18 protein-coding genes are annotated in these 19,839 nt (G+C 52.8%); 10 read left to right on the top strand and 8 right to left on the bottom strand.

Going from position 1 to position 19,839, the window contains the following annotated elements; genetic code table 11:
• Window positions 1-19: 19 nt before the first annotated feature.
• The 4 genes from rfbD to rfbB are packed head-to-tail and all read right to left on the bottom strand — an operon-like array spanning window position 20 to window position 3,438.
• Window positions 20-940: a dTDP-4-dehydrorhamnose reductase gene (gene rfbD / locus IE092_RS09550; RefSeq protein ID WP_189356945.1), complete on the bottom strand. Its 921-nt coding sequence runs from the start codon at window positions 938-940 to the stop codon at window positions 20-22.
• On the bottom strand, window positions 937-1,482 hold the full coding sequence (gene rfbC, locus IE092_RS09545; RefSeq protein ID WP_189356944.1) for a dTDP-4-dehydrorhamnose 3,5-epimerase: 546 nt from the start codon (window positions 1,480-1,482) through the stop codon (window positions 937-939). Before rfbC ends, rfbD begins: the two co-directional genes overlap by 4 nt.
• A gap of 1 nt (window position 1,483) precedes the next feature.
• Window positions 1,484-2,377 carry a glucose-1-phosphate thymidylyltransferase RfbA gene (gene rfbA / locus IE092_RS09540; protein WP_189356943.1) on the bottom strand — a complete coding sequence of 298 codons (894 nt, stop codon included), beginning with the start codon at window positions 2,375-2,377 and terminating at the stop codon, window positions 1,484-1,486.
• Between the two features lie 2 nt (window positions 2,378-2,379).
• Window positions 2,380-3,438 (bottom strand): dTDP-glucose 4,6-dehydratase, encoded by a 1,059-nt coding sequence (rfbB, locus tag IE092_RS09535; RefSeq protein WP_189356942.1) that lies wholly within the window; start codon window positions 3,436-3,438, stop codon window positions 2,380-2,382.
• Window positions 3,439-3,790: 352 nt separating this feature from the next.
• Here rfbB and grpE point away from each other — a divergent pair, with 352 nt between their 5' ends.
• From grpE to IE092_RS09485, 10 genes are all read left to right on the top strand, one after another.
• Complete coding sequence (gene grpE, locus IE092_RS09530) at window positions 3,791-4,378, top strand: nucleotide exchange factor GrpE (protein WP_189356941.1); 588 nt, start codon at window positions 3,791-3,793, stop codon at window positions 4,376-4,378.
• A 137-nt stretch (window positions 4,379-4,515) separates the two neighbouring features.
• Window positions 4,516-6,447, top strand: coding sequence for a molecular chaperone DnaK (gene dnaK / locus IE092_RS09525; protein WP_189356940.1), 1,932 nt, complete (start codon window positions 4,516-4,518; stop codon window positions 6,445-6,447).
• A gap of 148 nt (window positions 6,448-6,595) precedes the next feature.
• Window positions 6,596-7,711 (top strand): molecular chaperone DnaJ, encoded by a 1,116-nt coding sequence (dnaJ, locus tag IE092_RS09520; protein ID WP_189356939.1) that lies wholly within the window; start codon window positions 6,596-6,598, stop codon window positions 7,709-7,711.
• Between the two features lie 218 nt (window positions 7,712-7,929).
• Entirely contained in the window at window positions 7,930-8,541 is a 612-nt protein-coding gene (locus IE092_RS09515; protein ID WP_189356938.1) for a chalcone isomerase family protein, read from the top strand.
• 112 nt (window positions 8,542-8,653) lie between these two features.
• Window positions 8,654-9,343: a carbonate dehydratase gene (gene can, locus IE092_RS09510; RefSeq protein WP_189356937.1), complete on the top strand. Its 690-nt coding sequence runs from the start codon at window positions 8,654-8,656 to the stop codon at window positions 9,341-9,343.
• A 133-nt stretch (window positions 9,344-9,476) separates the two neighbouring features.
• Window positions 9,477-11,012, top strand: coding sequence for a cryptochrome/deoxyribodipyrimidine photo-lyase family protein (locus tag IE092_RS09505; RefSeq protein ID WP_189356936.1), 1,536 nt, complete (start codon window positions 9,477-9,479; stop codon window positions 11,010-11,012).
• A 42-nt stretch (window positions 11,013-11,054) separates the two neighbouring features.
• Window positions 11,055-11,213, top strand: coding sequence for a DUF2256 domain-containing protein (locus tag IE092_RS09500; RefSeq protein ID WP_229793122.1), 159 nt, complete (start codon window positions 11,055-11,057; stop codon window positions 11,211-11,213).
• Window positions 11,210-12,526 carry a DASH family cryptochrome gene (locus IE092_RS09495; protein WP_189357234.1) on the top strand — a complete coding sequence of 439 codons (1,317 nt, stop codon included), beginning with the start codon at window positions 11,210-11,212 and terminating at the stop codon, window positions 12,524-12,526. The genes IE092_RS09500 and IE092_RS09495 overlap by 4 nt, the downstream gene beginning before the upstream one ends.
• Window positions 12,523-14,070 carry a cryptochrome/photolyase family protein gene (locus IE092_RS09490; RefSeq protein ID WP_189356934.1) on the top strand — a complete coding sequence of 516 codons (1,548 nt, stop codon included), beginning with the start codon at window positions 12,523-12,525 and terminating at the stop codon, window positions 14,068-14,070. The genes IE092_RS09495 and IE092_RS09490 overlap by 4 nt, the downstream gene beginning before the upstream one ends.
• A gap of 11 nt (window positions 14,071-14,081) precedes the next feature.
• A complete protein-coding gene (locus IE092_RS09485; protein ID WP_189356933.1) occupies window positions 14,082-14,768 on the top strand; it encodes an SDR family NAD(P)-dependent oxidoreductase in 687 nt (228 codons plus the stop codon).
• 149 nt (window positions 14,769-14,917) lie between these two features.
• Here IE092_RS09485 and IE092_RS09480 read toward each other — a convergent pair whose 3' ends face one another.
• The 4 genes from IE092_RS09480 to kdpC form a co-directional block, all read right to left on the bottom strand.
• Complete coding sequence (locus IE092_RS09480; RefSeq protein ID WP_189356932.1) at window positions 14,918-15,601, bottom strand: hypothetical protein; 684 nt, start codon at window positions 15,599-15,601, stop codon at window positions 14,918-14,920.
• Window positions 15,602-15,867: 266 nt separating this feature from the next.
• Window positions 15,868-16,560 carry a two-component system response regulator KdpE gene (gene kdpE, locus IE092_RS09475; protein WP_189356931.1) on the bottom strand — a complete coding sequence of 231 codons (693 nt, stop codon included), beginning with the start codon at window positions 16,558-16,560 and terminating at the stop codon, window positions 15,868-15,870.
• Window positions 16,553-19,270, bottom strand: a complete 2,718-nt coding sequence (locus IE092_RS09470; protein ID WP_189356930.1) for a sensor histidine kinase — start codon at window positions 19,268-19,270, stop codon at window positions 16,553-16,555. Before IE092_RS09470 ends, kdpE begins: the two co-directional genes overlap by 8 nt.
• Window positions 19,267-19,839: a potassium-transporting ATPase subunit KdpC gene (gene kdpC / locus IE092_RS09465; RefSeq protein ID WP_189356929.1), complete on the bottom strand. Its 573-nt coding sequence runs from the start codon at window positions 19,837-19,839 to the stop codon at window positions 19,267-19,269. Before kdpC ends, IE092_RS09470 begins: the two co-directional genes overlap by 4 nt.

The raw sequence follows: 19,839 nt of genomic DNA, 5'->3' as shown, positions 1-19,839 counted from the left end.
AAGCACTCAGGTGCGGGGTTCAATGCAATCGACGCAGACACTCGTTCAGAGAATCCTGCCATTCCGGGACTGAAACACCAAATACCCGTTTCAGCTTGCTCAGATCCAGCATGGAATTCTCCGGGCGTTTTGCCGGTGTCGGGTAACTTATCGCAGGAATTCCCTTGATCTCCGGTCCCGTTGTCAGCAGACCTGCAAGTCGGGCTTCCTGCACAATCGCACGCGTAAAGTCGCACCAGTTTGTAACCCCGGCATTCACCAGGTGGTATGTCCCCAGATGTGCTGTCCACCAGTTCTCCGCGCTGCTCGCTTCTTTGGCAGAATTTATCTGAGCAATAATCTGAGCCGTAATATCTGCAACCGTGATGGCCGACGTCGGTGCACCAAACTGATCATTAACAATGTTCAGCTGTTCGCGCTCGGCCGCCAGTTTCAGCATCGTCAGTAAAAAGTTTTTACCGTAAGGTGAATATACCCAGCTGGTACGGAAGATCAGGTGGCGGCAGCCACTTTCACGGATTGCCTGCTCACCACCTGCCTTGGTTTGACCGTACACATTGAGTGGTGCAACCGGGTCGGATTCTGTATATGGGGCGAGTTTGCCATCCGCATCTTTTTTGTTGCCTGCATACACGTAGTCGGTTGAGTAGTGTATGAGCGGGATGCGGAGAGTCTTTGCAGCTTCGGCGAGCGCGGCAACCGCATATGTGTTTACTGCCGCTGCCAGTTCCGGTTCAGATTCGGCTTTGTCCACTGCTGTATACGCTGCCGGATTGATGATCAGATCCGGCGCAATTTCTCTGACTGTCGCAACGACGGTCTCCGGATTGCTGAGATCCAGTACGGTCCGGTCTGCCGCAATAATCTGATGCTCATTACCGAGACGTTCTACAAGGCAGCGGCCCAGTTGACCACTGACACCGGTGATCAGAATTTTCATGCGAAGACCTCTGCTTCAGACAAGCTTTTACCGAGTTGGTCTTTCGCAGACAGTAATGGCGTTTCGCTGATCGGCCAGTCTATGCCAATTTCCGGGGCATTCCATGCAAGGCAGCGCTCATATTCCGGCGCCCAGTAGTCAGTCGTTTTATACAAGAACTCCGCCTGTTCGCTCAGGACGACGAAGCCGTGCGCGAAACCGGGCGGAATCCACAGTTGACGGCTGTTTTCCGCGGATAAGTTGACACCAACCCATTTACCAAAGTTCGGGGAGCTTTTTCGGATGTCGACGGCAACGTCGAATACTTCACCAGAAACCACGCGAACGAGTTTGCCCTGTGCCTGCTGAATCTGATAGTGCAGACCACGCAGGATGTTCTTTCCGGATTTCGAGTGATTGTCCTGAACAAATTCAGCCTGAACACCGGTTAATTCTGCGAATTTACGCGCATTAAAACTTTCATAAAAGAAACCGCGGCTATCGCCGAAAACCTGCGGTTCAATTACCAGTACTTCCGGCAAGCTTGTCGGAGTAATTTTCATATTAGTAAGCCTGTCTTTCCAGCAATTTCAGCAAATACGTGCCATACTCATTCTTCTTCAGCGGCTGCGCCAGTTCTTCAACCTGCTCAGCACTGATATAACCACGACGGAATGCAATTTCTTCCGGGCAGGCAATTTTCAGACCCTGACGCTTTTCTACGGTTGCCACAAACTGACCTGCTTCCAGTAACGATTCGTGCGTGCCCGTGTCCAGCCATGCCATGCCGCGCCCCATCAGTTCAACTTTCAGTTCGCCCTGCTTCAGGTAGACATTATTGACATCCGTGATTTCCAGTTCGCCACGCGCGGACGGTTTGATGGATGCAGCAATATCGCATACCTGCTGATCGTAGAAATACAAACCCGTTACCGCATAATTGGATTTAGGTTGCTGCGGCTTCTCTTCAATACTGACAGCCTGACGGTCTGCATTGAATTCAACCACACCGTAACGCTCAGGATCGTGTACATGGTACGCAAAAACAGTCGCACCGCTGGTGCGCTGGTTTGCTGCTTCCAGAGAAGATACGAGATCGTGGCCGTAGTAAATGTTGTCACCGAGAATCAGCGCAGAAGGATCATTGCCGACAAATTCACGGCCAATAATGAAGGCCTGTGCCAGACCATCCGGAGACGGTTGCACGGCATATTCCAGGCGAATACCCCACTGCGAACCATCACCCAGCAGTTCACGGAAACGCGGTGTGTCCTGTGGCGTGGAAATAATCAGAATTTCCCGAATGCCAGCCAGCATCAGCGTGGTCAGCGGGTAATAAATCATAGGTTTGTCGTACACCGGCAGCAGTTGCTTCGAAACAGCCTGTGTTACCGGATATAAGCGGGTACCTGAGCCACCCGCCAGAATAATACCTTTACGGTTGATTGCCTGCGTCATGCTTATCCTTGCTGATACTGTAAATTGATCCAGTTCTGGTATTCGCCGGATTGCACCTGGGCAACCCATTCATTATTGTTCAGATACCATTCCACGGTTTTGCGTAAGCCGGTCTGGAAGGTTTCTGCCGGTTTCCAGCCAAGTTCGCGTTCAATTTTGCGCGCGTCGATTGCATACCGGCGGTCATGACCGGGACGGTCTTTGACGTGGCGGATCTGGTCGCGGTAGCTACCACTGGCTTTCGGTGCCAGTTCGTCCAGCAGGTCACAGATCGTATGAACAACGCTGATGTTGGTCTGTTCGTTCCAGCCGCCGACGTTGTAGGTTTCACCCGGCTTACCTGCTTCCAGAACACGGCGGATCGCTGCGCAGTGGTCTGTCACAAACAGCCAGTCACGTACCTGTAAGCCATCGCCATACACAGGCAAGTCTTTCCCGGCACGCGCACTGGTAATGACCAGCGGAATCAGTTTTTCCGGGAAGTGATAAGGTCCGTAGTTGTTCGAACAGTTGGTGGTTAACACCGGCAGACCATAGGTATGGTGATAAGCGCGCACCAGATGATCAGAAGCCGCTTTGGAGGCTGAGTAGGGACTGTTCGGTGCGTAAGCGGTGGTTTCGCTGAATGGCGGGTCATCCGCTTCCAGTGTGCCGTAGACTTCATCTGTGGAAACGTGAAGAAAGCGGAAACCGGTTTTCGCGTCGTCGCTCAGTCCACTCCAGTACTTACGCGCCGCTTCCAGCAGGCTGAAAGTGCCATTGACGTTGGTTTCAATGAATGCTGCAGGGCCGTGAATGGAACGGTCAACGTGGCTTTCGGCTGCAAAGTGCACAATCGCTCGTGGCTGATGTTTGGCAAACAGGCTGTCGAGCAGTGCTGTATCGCAGATATCCCCCTGCACGAACAGGTGCCGGGGATCGTTTTGCAGGGATTTCAGGGTGTTGAGATTGCCTGCATATGTCAGTTTGTCGAAATTGAGGACGGACTCGTCAGATTGAGCCAGCCAGTTTAGTACAAAATTGGCTCCGATGAAGCCTGCGCCGCCTGTTACGAAAATCATGCACTACTCCAGATGCGTGGGAGAAGAATAATAAACCCTTCATTTTACAAGAGTTTTGCATGATTTCGACGATCTGATGACTCGCTGTCATTCGGTTTCAGGTGATTTTCGCCCAGCAAATAAGAATCGCTGTCAGCGCTGTGTACATCAACAGTGCCAGTGTAATGACTGTCAGACGCATGATCGTCTCCGGGGGGCAAGTAAGGCTGTGCAGGATTCAGCATAGTCTTTTAAGCCAGTGCGTGTGTTATCGCTCTGTGTAAAAAAGTCGCAAAATGTTTCTGCAGCCTTCTTGAAAACCGGAAAGACATCACTATATGGTTGGGTAATGTGTTTTTGACTGGAGAAAAATATGCAAGAGCAGGAAAACAAACAGGCTCAACAAGACGTGCCGGCAACAGATGCTCCGGTTGAGCCGGCTGAAATGGTGACCGAAGATCTGACACCGGATTCCGTGCAGGCTGCTGCAGAAACGCAGGAAGATGCATCCGAGCAAAAAATCGCGGAGCTGGAAGCAAAGCTGGCCGAGATGCACGATGCATTTGTTCGTGCCAAGGCTGAAGGTGAAAACATCCGTCGCCGCGCTCAGGAAGATATTTCAAAGGCGCATAAATTTGCGGTGGAGAGTTTTGCAGAAGCGATGGTGCCTGTGAAGGACAGCCTCGAAATGGCGCTGAAAGTCGAAGTGCCGACTGTTGAATCTCTGAAGGAAGGCGTAGAAATTACGCTCAAGCAACTGAATGCCGCATTTGAAAAAAATCGTCTGGCAGAAGTCAATCCTGTTCAGGGCGAGAAACTGGATCCTAACAAGCATCAGGCAATCTCAATGGTGCCTGCTGATCAGGAAGCCAATACCGTAGTCAATGTCTTGCAAAAAGGCTACATGATTGCAGACCGTTTGCTGCGTCCTGCGCTGGTAACAGTCGCTCAGGGTAAATAAACCCTGAAAAAAGCTAAAAAAAGTGCTTGAAAAGCGTTTTTTTTACCTTATATCGGGATCAGACAGTGCCTGAATCAGTGAAAATGATCAGGAATTCACGAAATTAACGAAAAAACAGACATTTCCGAGGGAAAATCATGGGAAAAATTATTGGTATTGACTTAGGTACGACTAACTCCTGCGTAGCAGTGATGGAAGGAGGCCAGCCAAAAGTGATCGAAAATGCAGAAGGTGCGCGTACAACACCATCGATTATTGCTTATCAGGAAGATGGCGAAATTCTGGTTGGTGCATCTGCAAAACGTCAGGCAGTAACTAACCCGAAAAACACATTGTTTGCTGTAAAACGTCTGATTGGCCGTAAATTTGAAGAAAAAGAAGTGCAAAAAGACATTGGTCTGATGCCTTACTCAATCAGCAAAGCAGACAACGGTGATGCATGGGTAGCAGTACGTGATAAAAAACTGGCACCACCGCAAATTTCCGCAGAAGTTCTGCGCAAGATGAAGAAAACTGCCGAAGACTACCTCGGTGAAGAAGTCACTGAAGCAGTCATTACCGTGCCTGCATACTTCAACGATGCACAACGCCAGGCAACCAAAGATGCCGGTCGTATCGCTGGTCTGGAAGTAAAACGTATTATCAATGAACCAACAGCAGCTGCACTGGCGTTTGGTCTGGATAAAAAAGAAAAAGGCGATCGCAAGATTGCGGTGTATGACCTCGGTGGCGGTACATTTGACGTATCCATCATTGAAATCGCTGACGTTGACGGCGAAATGCAGTTCGAAGTACTGTCTACCAACGGCGATACTTTCCTCGGTGGTGAAGATTTCGACCAGCGCATGATCGATTACATCATTGACGAATTCAAAAAAGCGAATGGTCTGGATCTGTCCAAAGACCCGATTGCACTGCAACGTATTAAGGCATCTGCTGAGCGTGCGAAAATTGAACTGTCTAGCTCACAGCAGACAGAAATCAACGAGCCATACATTGCAATGGCAAACGGCGTGCCGACTCACCTGAACATGAAAATCACCCGCGCAAAACTGGAAGCGCTGGTTGAAGAGCTGATTCAGAAAACCATTGAACCATGCCGTCTGGCGATCAAAGATGCCGGCATCAAAACGTCTGATATCGATGACGTGATTCTGGTTGGTGGTATGACCCGTATGCCAAAAGTGCAGGATGCGGTAAAAGAATTCTTCGGCCGTGATCCGCGTAAAGACGTGAATCCGGATGAGGCAGTTGCCGTAGGTGCGGCGATCCAGGGTTCTGTTCTGTCCGGTGATCGTAAAGACGTATTGCTGCTGGACGTGACACCGTTGTCTCTGGGTATCGAAACCCTGGGCGGCGTGATGACCAAAATGATCCAGAAAAACACCACGATCCCGACCAAGTTCAGTCAGGTATTCTCGACTGCAGAAGACAACCAGCCTGCAGTAACGATCAAAGTGTTCCAGGGTGAACGTGAAATCGCTGCACGCAACAAAGGTCTGGGCGAGTTTAATCTGGAAGGCATCCCGCCAGCACAGCGCGGTACACCACAGATCGAAGTAACTTTCGATATCGACGCAAACGGTATTCTGCATGTTGGTGCAAAAGACAAAGCGACCGGTAAAGAAAACAAGATCACGATCAAAGCAAACTCTGGCTTGTCTGAAGACGAAATCCAGCGCATGGTAAAAGATGCAGAACTGAATGCAGAAGAAGACAAGAAAGTGAAAGAACTGGCCGAATCCCGCAATCAGGGTGACGCACTGGTTCACTCCACACGCAAAGCACTGGGTGAGCACGGTGACAAGCTGGAAGCCGGAGAAAAAGAGAAAATCGAAGCAGCAATCAAAGCGCTGGAAGATGTTCTGAAAAACGGCGAAAAAGCAGAGATCGATACGAAGATCGGTGAGTTGTCGACTGCGGCGCAAAAACTCGGTGAAAAAATGTATGCCGATATGCAGGCACAGGAACAAGCTGCAGCAGCGGGCGGCGCAGCCGGTGCAGATGCTAAAGCAAAAGACGATGATGTTGTTGACGCTGAATTCAAAGAAGTCAAAGACAACAAATAATCGTTAAGTCTCAGTCTTAACGTATCTGCCGGGGCGCAGAGGTCGCAGAACCCAGTTCTGTGTACTCTGCGCCTCAGTTGTAAACGCAATTCAGGAACAGGCTGTTTTCCGCAGTGTCAGGACAGCAGCGATCACAAGGTTAATTGACATGGCAAAGCGTGATTTTTACGAAGTGCTCGGACTGGGCAAAAATGCCTCCGACGACGAAATCAAAAAAGCTTACCGTAAGCTCGCCATGAAATACCATCCGGACCGTAATCCGGATAATAAGGCGGCGGAAGAAAAGTTTAAAGAAGTCAAAGAAGCCTACGAAATGCTTTCAGATCCGCAAAAGCGCGAGGCGTATGACCGTTACGGTCATGCCGGCGTGGATCCGAACATGGGTGGCGGCGGTGCCGGTGCGGGCGGTTTTGCGGATGCATTCGGTGATATTTTCGGTGATATTTTCGGTGGCGGTCGTCGCGGCGGCGGTCCTCAGGTGTATCGTGGTGCAGATTTACGCTACAACCTCGAAATCACACTGGAACAGGCTGCTAACGGCTATGAAACCACGATTCAGGTGCCTAGCTGGGATGAGTGCGATACCTGTCACGGTTCCGGTGCAAAACCGGGCACATCTCCGGTCACCTGTACCACTTGCGGTGGTCACGGTCAGGTGCGTGTTCAGCAGGGCTTCTTTGCGATTCAGCAAACCTGCCCGAAATGTCATGGCACTGGCAAAATTATCCCTGAGCCTTGCACAAGCTGCTCGGGTGTCGGTCGCATTAAACGTAAGAAAACACTGGAAGTCAAAGTGCCTGCCGGTATTGATGACGGTATGCGGATTCGCTCCTCCGGCAACGGTGAGCCGGGTGTAAATGGTGGGCCTCCGGGTGATCTGTATGTGGAAATTCACATCAAGCAGCATCCGGTGTTCCAGCGCGAAGGCGATGATCTGCACTGTGAAATTCCGGTGTCGTTTGCGACGGCTGCACTTGGTGGTGATGTCGAAGTGCCGACACTCAGTGGCAAGGCATCGTTCACCATTCCGGAAGGTACGCAATCCGGTAAGACGTTCCGTTTGCGCGGCAAGGGCGTGAAAGGTGTGCGTTCTGGCTACGCCGGGGATTTGTTCTGTCACGTTGTGATTGAAACGCCGGTAAGACTGACTGAGCGTCAGAAAGATTTGCTGCGTGAGTTTGAGCAACTAACAGTCGAAGGCGGTTCAAAGCACAATCCGCAAAGCAATTCGTGGATGGATAAAGTCAAAAAGTTTTTTGAATAAATCCCGCTGATGCCTGTAAAGACGACACGATAAAAAACGCAGATCGCTGATCTGCGTTTTTTATTTGCGCAGAAAATGCCTTACCGGAAAAGCTAGAGGACATGCTCGGTTGTCGGAAATGTTTATGAGCAGCATTTTCGGTTATGCTAAAGCGCCCGCGCTGGTATGGATTTCAGCAAAAGGTGTGGTAAATAATATAAAACGAGACGGAGACAATTATGTTTGCACAACGCAGTAAACAATGGATGCTTGCGCTCAGCCTGAGCCTGGGTTGCCTGCTGAATGCCGGCGCAACGGAAGTGGCTGGTGTCAAGCTGGATGATGCCGTACAGGTTGCCGGAAATGAACTGAAACTCAATGGTGCCGGTATTCGCTACAAAGCCATTTTTAAAGTCTATGTTGCTGCGTTGTATCTGAAAGAGAAAAAGAATACCGTTCCTGACGTTCTGGCTTCGCAGGGGCCGCGCCGTGTGGCAATTACCATGTTGCGCGATCTGAGCAATGAAGATTTCGGCCGTGGTTTCATGCAGGGTATTCAGCAAAATACTGATAAGTCTGAAAAACTGAAAATGACATCGCAGTTCCTGCGCTTCGGCGAATTATTTGCATCCGTGCCGGAACTGAAAAAAGGCGACACCATGATTGTTGACTGGGTACCGAATCAGGGAACGATCGTGATGCTGAACGGTAAGAAAATGGGTGAGCCTTATCCTGATCTGGCTTTCTACAACGCGATTCTGCGTATCTGGCTTGGTGACAGTCCTGTCGATAAAGGCTTGAAAAAAGCCATGCTGGCAGAGCAGGACGAACGCGGCGGCAATAACCGCTGATCTGCGCAGTATCGAAACCGAAGCCCGCCTGTGAGCGGGCTGTTTGCGTTTATCCGTGCCTTTCAACGGGCAGCAGGGTAAAATCTCGCCTGTTCAATCAACAGGCGACAAGATGACTGCACAGACAACCAATAAATTTACGCCGGAACAACTATTTGAAAACAACCGGCGCTGGGCGGATGCAATCCGTCAGAAAGATCCTCATTTTTTTGAAACGCTGGCTTCCCAGCAAACCCCCGATTACTTATGGATAGGCTGTTCCGACAGCCGTGTTCCTGCGAATGAATTACTTGGCATGTTACCCGGTGAATTATTTGTTCACCGGAATATTGCGAATGTCGTGGTGCATTCAGACCTGAATTCCTTATCCGTACTGCAGTTTGCCGTCGATGTGCTGAAGGTACGCAATATTATTATTTGTGGCCATTACGGCTGCTCCGGTGTGCATGCGGCGATGATGAACCGCCGCGTCGGACTGGCAGATAACTGGCTGCGTCATGTGCAGGATGTACATCAGAAGCACGAGCGCTATCTCGGAGAAATTGTGGATGACCGTGTACGTGGCGACCAGTTATGTGAACTGAACGTGATCGAACAGGTGGTGAATGTCTGCAAAACAACAATCATTCAGGATGCCTGGGATCGTGGTCAGGAAGTCACCGTACACGGCTGGGTATATGGTTTGCAGGATGGACTTTTGCAGCCGCTGGGTATGACTGTCGATTCCAATGAAACACTGGCGCAGCATCTGGAAAGCAGCCTGACACGTTATCAGCCTCAGGTACAACGAAGCATCGTCTGAGTGCAGACGGATAATTTTTTAGCATGCGATGAAAAAGCCGGCTCATGCCGGCTTTTGTATTTTCAGAGCCTGTCTGCAGCATTTTTACAGTCATGCCAGAATGCAGCCTGTTGACAGCAAGCAGCTTATTCACATGAGCTATTCACTGGTCTGGTTTAAACGCGATTTACGCTGGCAGGATCATGCGGCCTTGTCTGCTGCAGCGGCACAGGGGCCTGTTGCCTGTCTGTATGTCATTGAGCCGGATTTGTGGCAGCAGCCGGACATGGCTGCATCGCACTATCACTTTATCGTTGAAAGTCTGCGCTCTTTGTACGCAGCATTGCGTGCAATGGGCGGACAGCTGCTGATTCTGCACGGCGACATGATCAGCGTACTGAATGCGATTTATGAGCACTCGCCATTCCACACGATGCATTCCCATGAAGAAACCGGCAATGGCTGGACGTATCAGCGTGACCGTAATGTTGCTGCATGGTGTCGCGAAAAAAAAATACGCTGGGAAGAGTACCGTCAGTTTGGTGTAGTACGCGGATTGCGTGACAGAAACCGCTGGCAGAGCGCATGGGAAGCTGAAATGGCAAAGCCTTTGCAGACATTGCCCGAACAATTGCAATGGCAAAAATTGCCGTTTGATGTGCAGGTGCCTGCTGCAGCGGATCTCGATTTGCACCAGCCCGATCCTCCGTTACGGCAACGCGGCGGTCGTCAGCTGGGCTTGCAAGTACTGAACACTTTCGCGGAAGATCGCTGCACGCAATACCGTGGCGGAATTTCTTCGCCTTTGTCTGCACCGACTGCCTGTTCGCGCATCTCTCCTTATCTGAGCTATGGCTGCATCAGCATGCGCGAAACCGTGCAGCGTGTACGCCAGCTGTTGCTGAACATACCGGAACATGAAAGCCGGCAGCGTAACGGTTTGAATGCGTTTCAGAGCCGCCTTTACTGGCATTGCCATTTCATACAAAAGCTGGAAAGCGAACCGGAAATTGAGTTTTTGCCCATGCACCGTGGTTACACCGGTCTGCGTGAGAGTGACTGGAACGCGGAATATTTTGCGTTGCTGAAAGCGGGGCGAACCGGCTGGCCGCTGGTGGATGCCTGCGTTGCGACGCTGCGCGAAACCGGCTGGCTGAATTTCCGTATGCGCGCGATGCTGGTCTCCGTCGCGGCTTACCCGCTCTGGCTGCACTGGCGCGATGTTGGCTGCTGGCTGGCGACGCAGTTTGTGGATTACGAGCCGGGGATACACTGGAGTCAGATGCAGATGCAATCCGGTACGACCGGTATGAATGTGCCGCGTATTTACAATCCGCTGAAACAGGCGCGCGATCATGATCCGCATGGCAAGTTTGTGCGCCGCTGGCTGCCCGCGATGCGCAAAGTACCGGACTCCTGGTTGTTTGAGCCGTGGAAAATGCCGCCATTGATGCAGCAACAACTCGGCTTCACGCCAGGGCAGGAATTACCGCAGCCACCGGTGGAGCTGGAGCAGGCGACACGTCTTGCAAAACAGCGCTTATTTGCAGTGCGCGGACAGCCGGAAGTCCGTAGTGCAAAAGCAGCGGTCATTGAAAAACACGGTTCCCGTGCCAGCCGCACAGACAAACCAAAACGCCAATCCCGTAAGGCTTTACCGGAAAAAGTACAGGCTTCTCTGTTCGAATAAATAAAACCAGTTAACTGAAATATTAAAAAACAGATTCATGCTATGAAGATGCGGAAAAAATCAGAGTTACCGACCAAAGTCTGCGTCAGCTGCGGACTGCCGTTTAGCTGGCGTAAAAAATGGGAACGGGACTGGGAGCAAGTGCGTTATTGCTCCGAACGTTGCCGTCGTCAGGGTGTAAGCATCAAGGAGGGCGTATGACAACACTGTTATGGTTCCGTCAGGATTTACGTTTGCATGATCATGCTGTGCTGATGCGGGCGCTGCAGCAGAGCACGGATTTGCTGCCGGTCTTTTTCTGGCCGGAAAATCCGGAGACGTGCTGGGGTCATGCCCGTTACAGCGATTTGCGTTTGCACTGGCTTGCACAAAATGTACAGGCATTGCAGCAAGCTTTGCGTGCAAAAGGCAGTGATCTACTGGTGTTGCACGGAAAGCCGGAATCTGTGATTCCTGAATTGTGTGCAGCGGCGAAAATCCGTGCAGTATCGACGGAAGACTTAGCTGCGCCGGAAGAGGAGCAACAGCTCGCGGCATTGCAGCCTGTATTGCAGCAACAGGGAGTCACGCTGAACACGGTCTGGCACAGCAGTTTGCTGTTGCCGCATCAGTTACCGTTTGATGCAAAGGATTTGCCGCCGGTATTCACGCATTTCCGTCGGCAACTGGAAAATGCGGCGATTCGCGAATCAGCACCCTTGCCAGCACCCGGCCAGTTACCGCCATTGCCGGAAGGTGTAGCGTTTTGGCAGGCACGGTCTGTCATACCGGATATTTCTGTCAGTCCTGAAATCGCCGAACGCCAGCAGTACAGCTCTTTTCCTTTGACGCATCCGCACTGGCAGGGCGGTGAAACAGCGGCATTGCAGCATCTGGACCGGTATGCGCAAAAAGGTTTAACCCATACCTATGAAACGACGCGCAACGCTTTGCAGGGGCTGGATTTTTCCAGCAAATGGTCACCGTGGCTGGCCTGTGGCGCACTGTCGCCGCGCCGTGCCATGCAAATGATCCGCGCAGCCGAACAACAACATGGCGAAAACAAAAGCACTTACTGGCACTGGTTTGAATTGTTATGGCGGGATTACTTCCGTTTTTTACACAGGCAATACGGCGGTCTTTTGTATCGTAAGCAAGGACTGGCAGCCGAATTTCACGGCCCGGCACAGCACGATGCTGAAGCGTGGCAGCGCTGGACCAGCGGCAATACAGGCTGTGATCTGGTTGATGCTGGCATGCGTGAATTGCGGCTGACCGGTTACTTATCAAACCGTATGCGGCAAATCGTGGCCAGTTACTGGCTGCATGAAATGCAGGGCGACTGGCGCGCCGGTGCGGCATGGTTTGAGGCGCAATTGCTGGATTTTGATGTGTTCAGCAATCAGGGCAACTGGTTATACATTTCCGGACATGGCACCGATCCGCGTGGCGGACGACGGTTTGATATCCGGCGCCAGATTAAACAATATGACAGCGAAGGCGACTACCGGCGTTGCTGGGGGACTGCGGCATGAGTGAGACCATACGCCATCTGCGACTGGTTCTGGGCGATCAGCTGAACCCTGAACATCCGTGGTTTCAGACACCGGACCCGGAAGTGCTGATCGTGATGATGGAAGTACGTCAGGAAACCGATTACGTACTGCACCACGCGCAGAAAATCATCGCGATTTTTGCCGGAATGCGCAGACTGGCACAGCAACTGGCCGCTCGCCGGCATAAAGTCCGGTATTTCAAAATCAGCGAATGCGGAAATCAGCACAACATTGCCGCCAATCTGCAGCAATTGTGTCAGCAATACCGGATAGAAAAGTTCAGCTATCAGTTGCCGGACGAGTGGCGGCTGGATCAGCAATTGCAGCAGATTGCAGCGGACTTTGAGAAAGAGGGCATACAAACCAGTGCCGACGACAGCGCACATTTTCTGAGTGCACGCGACGATGCACAACGCTTATTCAGTCAGCGTCAGCGCTGGCTGATGGAAACCTTTTACCGGCAAATGCGGGCTAAGCATCAGGTGCTGATGGATGGAAATCAGCCGGCTGGCGGCCAGTGGAATTTCGATCATGATAACCGCGAGGCATGGCGTGGCACACCGGCAGAACCGCCTGATCGCCGTCCCGTGCATGATCACCGTGTGCTCTGGGAAGAAATTCAGGCGGCCGGTGTGAAGAGTTTCGGTGAGCCGTCGGCGCAGCGTTTCCGCTGGCCGTTGGATCGCGAAGAAGCCTTACAGCAACTGGACTTTTTTATTCGCGGAGTACTCCCGCATTTCGGACAGTTTCAGGATGCAATGCACAGCGCTGCACCGCGTTTATTCCATTCCTTACTCTCGTTTGCACTGAATGTGAAAATGCTGCATCCGCTGGAAGTGGTGCGTGCAGCCGAGGATGCATGGCAACGCGGGGTGGTACCGATCGCATCCGCAGAAGGATTTATCCGTCAGATTCTGGGCTGGCGCGAATACGTGCGTGGCATCTACTGGGCTGCGATGCCGGATTACGCGCAGCAGAATGCCTTACAGCATGCGCAATCGTTGCCGTCGTGGTTCTGGAATAGTCAGACCGGCATGCGCTGTCTGTCGCAATCGATACAGGCTTCATTGCAGCATGCACACGCACATCACATTCAGCGCCTGATGGTGATTGGTAATTTCGCCTTGCTGGCCGGACTGGACCCGCAGGAATTGCATCAGTGGTATCTGGGAATTTATATCGATGCGTTTGAATGGGTGGAATTGCCAAACACGCTGGGCATGAGTCAGTTCGCCGATGGCGGTTTGCTGGCAACAAAGCCGTATGTATCGACATCCGCCTACATCCACAAAATGAGCGATTACTGCAAAGGCTGCGCTTACGATCGCAAACAGAAAACCGGCGAAAAGGCCTGCCCGTTCAATGCGATGTACTGGGATTTTTTCCTGCGTCACCGCGAACAGTTTGCGCGTAATCCGCGTCTCGGCATGATTTATCCGCAACTGGCGAAAATGAAAGACGAAGATAAAACCGCGCTGCAGTTACGCGCAGCGTGGTGCCGCAGCAATCTTGATCAACTCTGAAGGAGAATACGATGTCAGCCGGACAGATGACTCGCGCACTGGTGATAGGCGGTTCCGGTGCCATCGGCAGCGCAATCGCCGCGCAATTGCGTGATGCGCAGGTACAGGTCGTGACATTGTCACGTCAAAGCACGCCGCCGCTGGATCTTTGCGATGAAAACAGCGTGCAGCAGGCAGCGCTGGCATTGCGGGATCAGGCACCGTTTCAGCTGATTATTCATGCTGCAGGCGTGCTGCACACACCGGATGCAATGCCGGAGAAAAAACTCGGCGATCTGCACATGGCGCAATTGCAGCAAACTTTTATGATCAATACCTTTGGCCCCGCGCTGGTGCTGCGCTATTTTCATCCGCTGCTGGATAAGCAGCAGGGCAGAATGGCATTTCTGTCAGCAAAGGTCGGCAGCACAGGCGATAACCGGCTTGGTGGCTGGTACAGTTACCGCGCGTCCAAAGCTGCGCTGAACATGCTGGTCAAAACGGCGGCGATTGAAGTGCAGCGCAATTGTCCGCAACAAGTGCTGCTGGCCCTGCATCCGGGCACCGTGCAATCGGCGTTGTCCGCACCCTTCAAAGGTGGTCATGCCGCGCGCGCACCGGAAATCGCCGCGGCGGAACTGTTATCCGTGATCCGCTCAAAAACACCGGCCGACAGCGGTGGTTTTTTCAGCTACGACGGACAGACTTTGCCGTGGTGATGGTGTAATACTTGTGCAGCTGTCTGCATCAGGCATTTCCGGAAAGCCGGACTTTCTGCGGGCGACCGCCGGATCGCTGTGCGAAAGTCCGCATTTCAGGCCAGAGCAGCTGCTGCAGCGCGATGACCGGCGGAATACCGGCGGATGTCTTACGGAGAAGCGGGTTTGGCGGTGTTGCCCGCAGAGGCAGGGCGGGCTTCCCACTGACTCAGAGTTTCATCAAAACTGCCTTTGGCTTTTTTAAACGGGATATGAATTTCAAACGCGGTTTTCCGTTGCGCAGGGAAACTCATACCGTCGGGGCCGGGGCGATAACTGGTGCTGATACTGGCTTCAAACGCCATTGGCATACTGGCTTGCAATTTCAGCTGCAGGATTTTACCGGTCGCCGGTTCCGCCCATAATTGCAGGCTGACTTTCTGCAGCGCACCTTCATCCAGTTCAAACAGCGTCGCGTTCTGTTCACCGAGCCTGACGTTATCGCTGCGTTTCGGTTGCATTGCCGTGCTGAATACTTGCTGATAAGCGTCTTTCAGCATTGCATCCATATTCATTGGTTTTTTCTTTTCTTTCGGTGCCGGTTCTATGCTGACGATTTCGTATTGCGGCGTCGTGTCTTTCCAGCCGCTGAGCTGCAGGCGGATTATGCTGTGACGGGTTTCCTGATCTTTTTCCAGTGTGACGTTCTGCCGTATTTCTTTCGCAGCGTAGTTGTCGGTGGCTTTGTATTGCTGCACGACTTTTTCCCACAAGGGATCGGGCTGGGCAGCCAGCGTTACGCTGTGGGCGGCGCACAGTAAGCTCAGGCAAAGATAGCGGCGGTGCAGGTTCATACGGGTCTCCGGCAGTTGGCTGATTGATCGGACATGCCATCCTAATCCGGTTTTGCGCAGCACAGTGGCTTTGTGTGCCGGGTAGCGTATTTTGCTGACGGAAGTGCAACAGCGTGCTGCCACGCTAGGAATTTATGCTGAAATCGTCAAACGTGATTTACGGAGAGCCGGACTTTCTGCCGACGACCGCCGGATCGCTGTGCGAAAGTCCGCATTTGAGGCAAAAATGACCTTCCGGCGGCTCGTGCAGAGCGCAGGCGGGATGCTCACAGCACCAGACGATAACCCACGCCGGTTTCGGTAATGAAATGCACAGGCTGCGCCGGCTGATCTTCCAGTTTCTGACGCAGATTCGCCATATAAATACGCAGATAATGTCCGTTTTCCAGATTGCCCGGTCCCCAGACTTCTTTCAGCAATTGCTGATGGGTGAGTACCTTACCGGGATGCCGGCACAGCGTGGTCAGTAAGCGGTACTCAATCGGGCTAAGGTGTACTGCTTCGCCTTTGCGAAGGATAGTGCGCAGGCTGAAATCTATCTGAATATCTCCGATACAAAACAGCGATTCCTGCTGAGCGGATTCCGGCTGGCGGCGGCGCAAATGTGCGCGTATGCGTGCCATCAGTTCGGCTACGCCAAACGGCTTAGTCAGGAAATCATCTGCACCGGCATCCAGCGCGGCGACTTTTTCACTTTCCTGTGTGCGCGCAGACAGCACGATCACCGGAATCTGGCTCCAGCTGCGCAATTCGCGGATCAGCTGCACGCCATCCATATCCGGCAATCCCAGATCAGCAATCACCAGATCCGGTTTGCGGGTTGCGCACTGTATCAAACCTTGTTTGGCAGTATCGCTTTCAAATACGCTCATGCCTTCTGCTTCCAGTGCGGTGCTCAGAAAGCGGCGGATTTGCTTTTCATCTTCAATCAGGATGATGTGCAGACGGGATTCACTCATAGTCAAACTCTTCTTCAGCGGAGGGCGGCAGCGGCGGATGTTCGCCCAGTGGCAGCATGATGCTCAGACAGGCACCGCCTTGTTCACGGTTGCTTGCCCGTATGCTGCCATGATGCACACGCATGATGGTCTCACAAATCGCCAGACCCAGTCCAACACCGGGACTGGCGGCCTCATGTTGCCCGCGGGTGAACTTCTCAAAAATATCCACGCCTGCCGGTAAGCCCGGCCCGTTGTCACACACGCTGAGTACCAGCATGTTGTCATCGGTCTGTGCCTGTATTTCAATTGTACCGTTGCCGTAACGCGCGGCGTTTTCCAGTAAGTTACACAGCACCCGTTCGATCAGTACCGCATCCAGTTCCACTAGCGGTAAGTCCGGTGGCAGTACGGTGCGGACTGTGCAGTCACGCAATGCTTGTCCGCTGGCACGCAAGGCGCTGCCGATGACTTCTTCCACCGGTTGCCATTGTTTTTGCAGCGTGACTTTACCGGACTGCAGCCTCGCCATTTCCAGCAGATTCACCACCAGCCCGTTCATGCGCAGCGATTCTTCCAGTAAGGCTTTATTTAATTCCTCGCGCTGACTCGCCGCCAGATCCTGTTGCAGCGTGCTGGCCAGACCCACAATCGCGGTCAGCGGCGTGCGGAGATCATGCGATACCGCGGAAAGCAGCGAGTTACGCAAGCGTTCAGCTTCCATGCTGACTACCGCATCCTGTGCGACTTCCACATAATGCACACGCTCCAGCGCCAGCGCGATCTGTGCGGCAAACGTGTCCAGCAGCAATTGCTGTTCCGGTGCAAACGGCACGCCATCCTGTGCAGGCGCGATGGCCAGCACACCACGGGTGCGCATCGGTGCACGCAGTGGTACATACAAAGCAGTCGCGGAGGGCAGTGTGTCGGTTCCCAGTCCGGCAGCCTGATGATGGGTGTACACCCATTGTGCCACGCTGAGATCCGGGTCGGGCAATAGTGCTGCATGGGACGGCTGACCACTGCTGACCGGCTGACGCAGAACATCGTGGCTGTCCGGCAGCAGAATGGCGATACGCGCCTGAAACACCGGTGTCAGATGTTCCAGTGCAATCTCAATAATCTGTTCATACATCAGCGCGCCGGACAAGGCTTTGCTGGTGGTGTACAAAGCACTGGTGCGTCTTTCGCGGTAATGAGCGATCCGGGTTTGCGTACGCAGGCTGGCAGTCAGCTGACTGATGATCAGCGACACGGCCAGCATCACAAAAAATGTCAGCAGATACTGGCTGTCGGAAACATTGAATGAAAAGCGGGGCGGCACAAAGAAGAAATCAAAACTTGCCACGCTCAGAAAACAGGCAAATAAGGAGGGATTGCGCCCCAGCCGTACGGAAATCAGTACCACCACCAGCAGGTACAGCATCACCACATTTGCCAGATCAAAAAAATGGATCAGGATGCCGCACAGCGCAGTCACGCCGGTGCAGGCCAGTGCAGCCCAGCCATAGCTGGATAAAGGTGCAGGCTGGCTGTCGTCATTCAGCCAGCGTTGTATGCGTTGTGTTGCCGTGTTCCCTGACTGTTCTTCTTCGGTGTGAATCAGAATGATATCCAGATCATGCGCACGCTTGCTCAGTGTTTCTGCCAGTCCGCTGTGTCCGTTTCGTAAGAATGCCTGAATGCCTTGCGCACTGTCACGTGCTACGACGAGGCGTGAAACATTGCGGCTGCGGGCATAGGCCAGTAATAAACCTGCGCTGTCTTCTCCCGCCAGTGTGGTGGTTTCCGCGCCCAGTTCCGCTGCCAGTTTCATGGCTTTACGTTGTTGCTCACTGCGATTCGGCTCGCCGTGCTGATCTTCTTCAATAAACACGGCAATCCAGTCGGCGCGCAAACCCGCTGCCAGCCGGCCGGCGCTGCGCACCAGTTTCATCGCAGATGTACCGGGCGGGACACACAGCATTAAGCGTTCTTTGGCTTGCCAGACTTGCTGTATCGATTTATCTGCGCGGTAGTCGCGCATTGCCACATCCACCTGATCAGCCGTACGGCGCAGTGCCAGCTCACGCAGCGCAATCAGATTGCCTTTGCGGAAAAAATGTCTGGCGGCGCGCTGTGCTTGCTGTTCCAGATAAACCTTACCTTCCTGCAGGCGTCGCAGCAATTCATCCGGTGGAATATCCACCAGCATGATTTCATCGGCCATATCGAAGATACGGTCAGGCACGGTTTCCCAGACACGTATGCCGGTGATTTGCCCGACGATATCATTCAGGGTTTCCAGATGCTGCACATTAATTGTGGTGTACACGCTGATACCTGCGCTCAGCAATTCTTCCACATCCTGCCAGCGTTTACTGTGACGTGAACCGCTGACATTGCTGTGTGCCAGTTCATCCATCAGTATCAGTTGCGGCCGTCGTTTCAGCGCAGCATCCAGATCAAATTCCTGCAGAGTTTTATCTTTATACGGGATGGCCTGCAATGGCAGAGTTTCCAACCCTTCTGCCAGTTTTTGTGTTTCCCTGCGCCCGTGTGTTTCAATCACCCCGATCACAATATCGCGCCCATTGTTTTTTTCCGCATGGGCTGCACTCAGCATGGCGCAGGTTTTTCCCACGCCGGCACAGGCACCGAAAAAGATCTTCAGATGGCCGCGTGCAGCACGCTCTTCTTCGCGCTGCAATTTGCCGAGTAAGGTATCAGGATCGGGGCGGGCGACATTCATGGTTTCAGGCTATCCAGTGCAAGATTCAGTTTCAGTACGTTAACACGTTCTTCACCAAAAATACCGAACTGCGGTGCTTCAGTGTTTTGCGTTATCAATTGCCGGATTTGTTTTGCCTGCAGTCCGCGCGCTTTTGCCACGCGCTGCAGCTGATATTCTGCTGCCGCCGGACTGATATGCGGATCCAGTCCGCTGCCGGAAGCCGTAACCAGATCGACAGGCACCGGTGCTGTGTTTTCCGGGTCTGCATCATGTAAGGCTTTGATCCTTTCCTCAACAGCGGCTTTCAGCGCCGGATTGGTTGGGCCCAGGTTTGAACCGCCGGAAGCCGTGCCATTGTAGCCAAATGGCGCAGTGGCAGAAGGGCGGCCCCAGAAATAACGTGGCTGAGCAAACTGCTGACCGATCAGCTCAGATCCTTTGATCTGATTGCCTTGCCGTATCAGACTGCCGCTGGTTTGTTCCGGAAACGCAAGCTGGCCGACACCGGTAACGGCGAATGGATAGGCGAGGCCAGTAATGATGGTCAGCAGACTGAAGCAGACAACAACAGGACGTATAACAGACAT

Origin of the sequence: Cognatundibacterium squillarum (assembly GCF_014652435.1) — a bacterium.
Classification (GTDB): Bacteria; Pseudomonadota; Gammaproteobacteria; order Burkholderiales; family Burkholderiaceae_D; genus Undibacterium; species Undibacterium squillarum.
This window is presented reverse-complemented; position numbering and strand designations above follow the sequence as displayed.

Excerpts from the sequence above, each read along its gene's own strand:
- dnaJ (WP_189356939.1), top strand. The coding sequence starts at position 6,596 with ATGGCAAAGCGTGATTTTTACGAAGTGCTCGGACTGGGCAAAAATGCC.
- rfbB (WP_189356942.1), bottom strand. The coding sequence starts at position 3,438 with ATGATTTTCGTAACAGGCGGCGCAGGCTTCATCGGAGCCAATTTTGTA.
- IE092_RS09480 (WP_189356932.1), bottom strand. The coding sequence starts at position 15,601 with ATGAACCTGCACCGCCGCTATCTTTGCCTGAGCTTACTGTGCGCCGCC.
- IE092_RS09500 (WP_229793122.1), top strand. The coding sequence starts at position 11,055 with ATGAAGATGCGGAAAAAATCAGAGTTACCGACCAAAGTCTGCGTCAGC.
- IE092_RS09470 (WP_189356930.1), bottom strand. The coding sequence starts at position 19,270 with ATGAATGTCGCCCGCCCCGATCCTGATACCTTACTCGGCAAATTGCAG.
- rfbA (WP_189356943.1), bottom strand. The coding sequence starts at position 2,377 with ATGACGCAGGCAATCAACCGTAAAGGTATTATTCTGGCGGGTGGCTCA.
- grpE (WP_189356941.1), top strand. The coding sequence starts at position 3,791 with ATGCAAGAGCAGGAAAACAAACAGGCTCAACAAGACGTGCCGGCAACA.
- rfbC (WP_189356944.1), bottom strand. The coding sequence starts at position 1,482 with ATGAAAATTACTCCGACAAGCTTGCCGGAAGTACTGGTAATTGAACCG.
- kdpE (WP_189356931.1), bottom strand. The coding sequence starts at position 16,560 with ATGAGTGAATCCCGTCTGCACATCATCCTGATTGAAGATGAAAAGCAA.
- IE092_RS09485 (WP_189356933.1), top strand. The coding sequence starts at position 14,082 with ATGTCAGCCGGACAGATGACTCGCGCACTGGTGATAGGCGGTTCCGGT.
- can (WP_189356937.1), top strand. The coding sequence starts at position 8,654 with ATGACTGCACAGACAACCAATAAATTTACGCCGGAACAACTATTTGAA.
- IE092_RS09515 (WP_189356938.1), top strand. The coding sequence starts at position 7,930 with ATGTTTGCACAACGCAGTAAACAATGGATGCTTGCGCTCAGCCTGAGC.
- rfbD (WP_189356945.1), bottom strand. The coding sequence starts at position 940 with ATGAAAATTCTGATCACCGGTGTCAGTGGTCAACTGGGCCGCTGCCTT.
- IE092_RS09495 (WP_189357234.1), top strand. The coding sequence starts at position 11,210 with ATGACAACACTGTTATGGTTCCGTCAGGATTTACGTTTGCATGATCAT.
- IE092_RS09505 (WP_189356936.1), top strand. The coding sequence starts at position 9,477 with ATGAGCTATTCACTGGTCTGGTTTAAACGCGATTTACGCTGGCAGGAT.
- kdpC (WP_189356929.1), bottom strand. The coding sequence starts at position 19,839 with ATGTCTGTTATACGTCCTGTTGTTGTCTGCTTCAGTCTGCTGACCATC.
- IE092_RS09490 (WP_189356934.1), top strand. The coding sequence starts at position 12,523 with ATGAGTGAGACCATACGCCATCTGCGACTGGTTCTGGGCGATCAGCTG.
- dnaK (WP_189356940.1), top strand. The coding sequence starts at position 4,516 with ATGGGAAAAATTATTGGTATTGACTTAGGTACGACTAACTCCTGCGTA.